Consider the following 6,995-nt stretch of genomic DNA (forward strand, 5'->3'; position numbering starts at 1 on the left):
GCTCCGCGATATTGCCGGGCAGCCCTTCGATGAACCAGAGCAGACGTCGCCGACCCACTCCGGCAGGACCATTTCCGCAACCAACGCCGATTCCGAGCGACTTCAGCAACCAGCCCGACACACTAAGACGCGCGTACGCCAGCAGCGCGTTGACGGTCAGCGCGGGTCGAGCTGGACAAGCGCCTAGCTCGAACGAGCGCGCCACATCTCATCAACGATCGTCTCGATATCGGAATACTTTGACACCCAACCCAATTGGCCCACAGCCTTGACCGGATCGGCAACCAGCGAACTCGGCTCCGGCACCGCTGGACGATGAATGAGCGGCACGCGACGTCCCGATATCTTTTCGACCGCGGCAACAACGCCGCGAACGCTCGTTCCCCGACCGCTACCGATGACGTACCGCTCGGTCGCGCCCGGCGGCGGCAGGTGTTCGAGTCCGGCCACGAACGCGTACGCGGCATCGGAAACGTGCAGGTAGTCCCGGACATTGGTGCCGTCGCCATTGACCTCCAACGGTTCATTCCGTGCCGCGGCGGTGAGCACCTGGGGAATGAGCCGGGTGCGGTCCGGATCGCAGCCGCCCGTCACATTGAACAGCCGAAGTACGACAGCGGCGGCGGCATGGGTTTCGATGGCGGATTCGGCAGCCAGCTTGCTGCTCGCGTAGGGATGGGGCGGGTTATCGGGCTGTTCCTCGGTGATCGGTCGGCCGCTGACATCGCCGTAGATCGCACCGGTCGAGGCGAATACGAGCCGCGGCACCTCGGCGGTCGCCATGGCATCGAGCAACGCGATGGTCCCGGCGGTATTGACCCCGAAGTAGCGGAGCGGGTCGGCCATCGACTCCCGCACGCGGGTCAGCCCGGCCAGATGACATACCGCGTCCATGCCGTCCACGGCTCGCCGGAGGGCGTCGGGGTCGAGCAGGTCGGCAACTCGAATCGCAGTGGCAGACACGATGTTCAACCGCTGCGAATGCACCATGGCGACAGTGTCGTGCCCGGCCTCGGTCAGGGCCGAAAGAACGGCTCGGCCCAGGTAACCCGCCGCTCCCGTGACAAGTACACGCATAGCGCGAGCATAGGAAAGGCCCTATGTTGGTGGCCGTTTGAGACTCGCCGGTGGCGAATAGAAATTTTCCCCGATGCCGGACTTCTCTGCACCATGCGAGTGGACTCGCCGTCGACTGCCGCGTCGCCAATCGTGGGACTACCGACAACGGCTGATGCTCCCTCGAAACATGTTCCAGATCTACCACGCCGGCTGACCATGGCGACGGCAGCCGAGCATCCCATAATGCCGAGTTGAGCACACTCGATCGCCGGACGTGTCGCTAGCGGTCTGTACATGGCCGTCGGCGATTCCGCACCGCCAGAACCAGTTAGTCCGGATCGCAGACGCTGTCGGTGGGCGGAAGGGTTCCCTCGGCGAGGTAGGCGTTGACCGATGTTTCGATGCAGCGGTTGGGGATGTTGCCGAATAGACCGTGTACGACCGTGTTGCGGAGGGTGAGTAGTCGAGACGCGGACAGTGCCTGATGCATGGCGACCGCGCCGGCGTAGATCGTGTGGGTATCACCGTCAGCCTGGACGATCAGTGCGGGCAACGCATTGGCTACTGATGTGGCGGGCTCGCGGGGCGACGGCCAGAAGGCGCACGGGTTGATATTGCCGAACAGTGGCCCGAAGATCGGTTGGGCGGCACGTACTTTCTGGATGCTGCGCCAGTATTCGGCCGGATCTCGTGGGGCTGGGGCATCACCGCAGGTGATCGCAGTCAGGGCGGATATGTCGTGCGGCTGAGCGGTGAGGATGAGGGCCAGTTGCTGTTCCACGTCCGGGTCCAGTTCCACTGTTGCGCCGTTCGCACTGTCGGCGAGCTGACGGATCTGAGTGGCAAGGTCTGGGTAGCGGCGGGAGTCGCCGATCCCGAGGAACAGGACGACGGGCAAGGAGTGGTCGTCGATCATAAACGGGCCGAAGGGAATCGGCGTCTCGGCAGACCGTTGGAGCAGTCCCTCGACGCGGGCGCGAACTGCCTGGCCGGTGGCGCCGAGGCCGTATTCGGCATCGCGAGTGGCGGCCCAGTCCGCCCAGTTGCCGAGCGCTGCTTCGTTGGGTGCGCCACTGTCGGATTGCAGGGCACTCGCACCGTATTGCCGGGGGTCTATCGCGCTGTCGAGGACGATACGGTCGGTGTGTTCGGGGAAGAGCTGGGTGTACACCGCACCGAGATATGTGCCGTAGGACGTTCCGAAGTAGTTGATGGTCGGCTCGCCCAGCGCGGAGCGCACGACGTCGATGTCACGTGCGGTGTTGCGGGTCGAGATGTACGGCAGCAAATCACTGTGCCGTGCCCAGCAGCGGGCGGCGAGTTCGCCTTGCCTCACAACGGATCTCGCGTAGCTGGACACGTCGATACCGGCCGCCTCCACACCGAATCCGACGGGCCACCCGCAGTCGATCCCGGAGGATCGGCCGACGCCGCGCGGATCCATGCCGATCAGGTCGTATCGGGCGCGCACCGGTGCAGTCATGGTTGCGCGAAGCGCCAGCGGGAACTCGAGACCGGATTCGCCGGGCCCACCGGGATTCGTCAGCAGCACGCCACGTCGCTGCTCCAGCGAGGTGGCGCGCACCCGCGAGATCGCCACCGTGATCGTACGACCACCAGGATCCGCGTAGTCGAGCGGCACAGTGACATCAGCACACTCGGCCACGTCGAGTTCCCTTGTGCCACAGGACTTCCAGTCCAGCCGCTGACCGTAGAACCGCTGGAGTCCCGCCGTTACGTCCGCGATGGCCGCGGCAGATGTCATGCTCACCGCCGCGAGCAGTGCCGTGACGGCGGTCAACACGACAAGTCGGTTCCGCTCCGGCAACATATGACACCCTCCACCCTGCGGTCGTCGATATGCGTCACCGTAATCGTCCGCGCCGACCCGAGGCATCAGGGAAATCCCCCAGACGAAAGGGGGATCGTTAGCTGTAGTTTGCGGGGGACGGTGGTAATGGCGTGGAGAAAGCACGCTATTGCCGCTGATCGCGCTGACCGAACCGGTCGGCGTGTGATCGCTTACGGGATGCAGTCGTAGCCGTTGACGCGAAATCCCATGTCTGTCAGAAGGATTGCCGGTTCGGTGACCGATTCCGATTACCCAGCTCTGCCGCCGCGCCGATCACGGTTCATTTCGGTACCTGCCAGCCCTTGCCGACACAAGCGGGCTGGCATCGCCGAACGCCAGATCTTGCAGGAACTGAACCGCGGCCGGCACCGGCGTAAGGGAATGGTCGACCACCAGATACGGCGGGGATGCTTCCGGACCAGCCACCACGGCACCAATTCGGAAGGCTGCACCGAATCGGTCATTAGCGATCTACGAAGGCCACTCTCCTCGGCCACACCAACTCCTTCATCAAGAACACGGAATTGGTGCAGTCAACAGGGACAACGGTTTTCCCCATCGGGTGGTTGGGTTATGCCCAGTTGCCGGCGTGGAGGAGGAGGTGGCCGCGTACGGCGGTGGTGGCGGGGTGGGTGGGTCCGTTGCGGCTGGCGAGGAACAGGGTGTTGATGGGTGGGATGTCGGGGTGGTGCAGTTGGTGGAGTCGTCCGTCGGCGAGTTCGCTGGCGCACAGGTAGGTGGGTAGGACGGTGATGCCCGCACCGGCGGTGACGGCGGTGAGCACGCCGCGGAGGTCGGGGACGACGACGGCGGGGGTGCGGGTGAGTCGGGTGTCGAAGACGGTGCGCCAGTAGCGACGCAGAATGGGCAGGTTTTCGGCGTAGGCGATCAGGGGTGCGTGGTCGATGTCGTCGAAGGTCCAGGAGGGGGCGGCGACGAGGGCGAATTCTTCGTCGGTGAGTGCATCGACGTGCAGGCCGCGGCGGCGGGGTCGCAGGGTGGAGATGACCAGGTCCAGCCCACCGGAGGACAGGTCGGCCAGCAGCTGGTCGGGTAGCCCGAGGGTGACACGCAGCCGCAAGCCCTGGGTGACCAGTACGGCCAGCGAGGGTAGTAAGCGGGCACAGACCAGTTCCGCGGGGCCGCCGAGATGGACTGTGTGGCTGAAGGTTTCACCCGGCCCGTGCAGATCGTGGTCGACGACTTCGGCGAGGTCGTCCAGGGCCGGGCCGATGCGGGCGGCGAGGTGGTCGGCGGCGGGAGTGGGTGTCATGCCGCGGGCGACGCGCTGGAACAGCGGGCGGTCGAGGGCGGTTTCGAGGGTTTTGACGTGCGCGGTGACGGTGGGCTGGGCCAGGCCGAGCAGGTCGGCGGCGGCGGAGACCGAGCCGGATCGGTACACGGCCAGAAAGGTTCGCAATAGGTCGAGGGAAGGGCCGCGCATAACTTCTCTTGTATCAGAATTCTGATATCAGGCCGCAAGTGATGCTATTGGATTCCGATAGGTGTGGGCGACAGTATCGGTCTCGTCGCAGCCGCAAGGGGATGCGGCACCAGTTCGAAACAAGGAGATCCACGATCATGTCCAAGCGCATTCTCATCGCCCTGACCAGCCACGCCGTCCTGGGCGACACGGGTCGTTCGACCGGTTTCTACCTCGGCGAGGCCGCGATCCCGTGGGAGGTGTTCACCGAAGCCGGATACAGCGTGGATCTGGTCAGCGTCGCCGGGGGCAACCCGCCGCGCGACGGCGAGGATCCCACCGACTCGTTGCAGCGCCGGTTCCTCACCGACACCCACGTCGCCGCCCAACTGGCGAACACCCCGACCCCGGATGCCATGGACACCAGCGCGTATGAGGCGGTGTTGTTCGCCGGTGGGCACGGGACCATGTGGGATTTCCCCGACAATCCCGCGCTGGCGCGGTTGGCGCGGGAGGTCTACGAACGCGGCGGTGTCGTGGGAGCGGTCTGCCACGGCCCGGCCGCGCTGGTCGGTGCCACGCTGTCGGATGGTTCGTATCTGGTGGCGGGCAAGAAGGTCGCCGCGTTCACCAACGACGAGGAGTCCGCGGTCGGGCTGAGCAGTGTGGTTCCGTTCCTACTGGCCGATCGCCTCACCGCCCAGGGCGCCACCCACATTCCCGCCGACAATTTCACTGCTCAGGTTGTGGTCGCCGATCGTCTGGTGACCGGGCAGAACCCGGCCTCGGCACGCGGTGTCGCCGAAGCGATGGTGGCCGCCCTCGCGCGGTGAGGTTCCCGGATCGGGCCGGGGCGAGTCGGCGTGAGCCGACAACCCGGTCCCGGGACCGGAACTACAGCGCACATTTCCGGCCCCGTGTCGCGGCGACATTCGCAGTCGACGAGCGCGGGCTGTTGATGGCGTAGGACACCGGCGGTAGCGGCGGTCGATGATGTCGAACATTTTGGGCTGGCCTGCTTTTCAGAGTTCGCGGTCCACGAGTTCGAGCGGTTTCCAGACAGGCATGGTGAAGTGCGGGGTGACGGTGGCGAGGCCGGCGGTGGGCGCGCCACCAACCCTGTGCAGTCAGTTCGCGTTAACGTTGTTCGACCTGTGCGGTGCCTAGAAATAGTCCTCGAGCATCTCGGTCGACCACGGAGCCTGCCGGATCTCTCCACGTGGGCCGAACTCCACGAACCATGGCTTGATGTCCAGTACGGGTGTGCCATCCACCGCGTCCAGTTCGGCTACGTGCAGGTCCAGTCCGTCTACCCGGAGCAGTCGAGTGCGCGATACCCCAAGCCAGTTGATGCGCCGCATGTTCCGGTGTCCGAAGATGCCGACCTTCGGCCATGCGGGGTTGTCGCGGGCGCTACGTGCTCCGAAGTGCAAGTCCGTTGGATCGGTCAGATGGAATCGGAACACGATTTCGAGATGGCTGAATTCATCCAAGCCCTGCACCGACTCTTCGGTGAACCGCGGGTCATCGATACGGATGATCGCCTCGGTCCCTCCCCAGTGATCATCTGTCGGTTCGCGACGGCCACCGACCACATGTGCGATGGGCACGACTTCGAACACTTCGTCTGCCATTTGATCCCTGTCCTATGTTGCGCTGGCAGCTAGATAGTTTGCGGCCCGCTCGTCGATCTCGCTTACACCTGCGATATGCCGATACGGTGCCACAGTTGCACGGATGTCGCGGGCAACGGTCCGTGTCCGCCCTGATCGGACTCCGTCCATAGTGTCGAGCGCAGAAGTCCATGTGGTGCACGCCTGCTCGAGATCACCGCTACGGGCCTGTACGGTGCCGAGGTAACCAAGGGTTACCGCATGGGTTCGGGTGAACGTCGTGGCTTTACGTTTGTGGACGCTGAGTTGGAATTGGTCGGCGGCACCAGCCAGATCACCCGAATCACGTAACGCGCAAGCGGTTTCGTGGGCCAGGCTCGCTTCAGAGAAGAAGAACACCCGAGCGGGTTCATGGTCGGAGTCGGAAGTTGCTGCAAGGTCGCGTTCAGCCTCGAGCAGAGCTTTCGCAGACTCGGCTTTCTGACCGGCCGCGCTCAATGCCTTGGCGTACACGACTTTTAGAAGCGCACGCTCACGTGGACAAGCGGCTCGGTAGCGGATGCCGCTAACGGATGCTTCAGCGAGTTGGAGCCCTTGTTGAGGGTGGCCCAGGTCAACGGCTTGATGCGCCATGGCGCGCAATACGTGACCGCTCAGCGGGGCATCGTCGGCTTCGGCGGAAAGCTTTGTCGAAATGGTGAAGTAGCGCTGTGCGACTGCATGCTCATCGTTGTCGAACGCCATCCAGCCAGCTAGGTACGCCAATTCGCCTGCCGCTGTGAACATTTCACGTCGCACAGTCTCGTTGGCAAAGGACCCGTTCAGGTAGCTGGTCACTTCGTTGGTCAAATATTGAGCGACAGCTATCCGTCCGTGACCACCTCCGAGCCGTTGGTCGATCTGGGAGAACAACGACATCACGTCCCGCACTGCGGCTAGGTCGGTTCGGCCCACTGAGGTTCACCCCGAGTGGTGGACAGGGGGCTTACAGATTTCAGGCGGCAGTGGTTCGAAGTGAACGCTCGTAGTCGTCGGGGCTTTGGTTCCC

The 6,995-nt window shown here is 64.3% G+C and carries 6 protein-coding genes; 1 reads left to right on the forward strand and 5 read right to left on the reverse strand.

Annotated features, from left to right (window positions below; genetic code table 11):
* Window positions 1-183: 183 nt before the first annotated feature.
* The 3 genes from AB0J29_RS34660 to AB0J29_RS34670 all read right to left on the reverse strand — a co-directional run bounded on the left by AB0J29_RS34660 (window position 184) and on the right by AB0J29_RS34670 (window position 4,355).
* Window positions 184-1,077, reverse strand: a complete 894-nt coding sequence (locus AB0J29_RS34660; RefSeq protein WP_364795023.1) for an NAD-dependent epimerase/dehydratase family protein — start codon at window positions 1,075-1,077, stop codon at window positions 184-186.
* Between the two features lie 310 nt (window positions 1,078-1,387).
* Entirely contained in the window at window positions 1,388-2,890 is a 1,503-nt protein-coding gene (locus AB0J29_RS34665; RefSeq protein WP_364795025.1) for an alpha/beta hydrolase, read from the reverse strand.
* A gap of 592 nt (window positions 2,891-3,482) precedes the next feature.
* The gene (locus tag AB0J29_RS34670; protein WP_364795027.1) at window positions 3,483-4,355 is read right to left on the reverse strand and encodes a LysR family transcriptional regulator; all 873 of its coding nucleotides are present in this window, start codon (window positions 4,353-4,355) and stop codon (window positions 3,483-3,485) included.
* 137 nt (window positions 4,356-4,492) lie between these two features.
* On the opposite strand from AB0J29_RS34670, the gene AB0J29_RS34675 reads away from it, so the two are divergent.
* The gene (locus tag AB0J29_RS34675; protein WP_364795028.1) at window positions 4,493-5,167 is read left to right on the forward strand and encodes a type 1 glutamine amidotransferase domain-containing protein; all 675 of its coding nucleotides are present in this window, start codon (window positions 4,493-4,495) and stop codon (window positions 5,165-5,167) included.
* Between the two features lie 330 nt (window positions 5,168-5,497).
* Here the strand turns inward: AB0J29_RS34675 and AB0J29_RS34680 are convergent, their stop codons facing one another.
* Together AB0J29_RS34680 and AB0J29_RS34685 are read right to left on the reverse strand one after the other, a co-directional pair.
* A complete protein-coding gene (locus AB0J29_RS34680) occupies window positions 5,498-5,968 on the reverse strand; it encodes an SAM-dependent methyltransferase (protein ID WP_364795030.1) in 471 nt (156 codons plus the stop codon).
* Between the two features lie 12 nt (window positions 5,969-5,980).
* Window positions 5,981-6,868, reverse strand: a complete 888-nt coding sequence (locus tag AB0J29_RS34685; RefSeq protein WP_364795032.1) for a hypothetical protein — start codon at window positions 6,866-6,868, stop codon at window positions 5,981-5,983.
* Window positions 6,869-6,995 lie beyond the last annotated feature (127 nt).

Source organism: Nocardia sp. NPDC049707 (assembly GCF_040674855.1).
Lineage (GTDB): Bacteria > Actinomycetota > Actinomycetes > Mycobacteriales > Mycobacteriaceae > Nocardia.

Bases quoted from the DNA above. Each gene is read 5' to 3' on its own strand.
- AB0J29_RS34665 (WP_364795025.1), bottom strand. From the start codon at position 2,890: ATGTTGCCGGAGCGGAACCGACTTGTCGTGTTGACCGCCGTCACGGCA.
- AB0J29_RS34675 (WP_364795028.1), top strand. From the start codon at position 4,493: ATGTCCAAGCGCATTCTCATCGCCCTGACCAGCCACGCCGTCCTGGGC.
- AB0J29_RS34680 (WP_364795030.1), bottom strand. From the start codon at position 5,968: ATGGCAGACGAAGTGTTCGAAGTCGTGCCCATCGCACATGTGGTCGGT.
- AB0J29_RS34670 (WP_364795027.1), bottom strand. From the start codon at position 4,355: ATGCGCGGCCCTTCCCTCGACCTATTGCGAACCTTTCTGGCCGTGTAC.
- AB0J29_RS34660 (WP_364795023.1), bottom strand. From the start codon at position 1,077: ATGCGTGTACTTGTCACGGGAGCGGCGGGTTACCTGGGCCGAGCCGTT.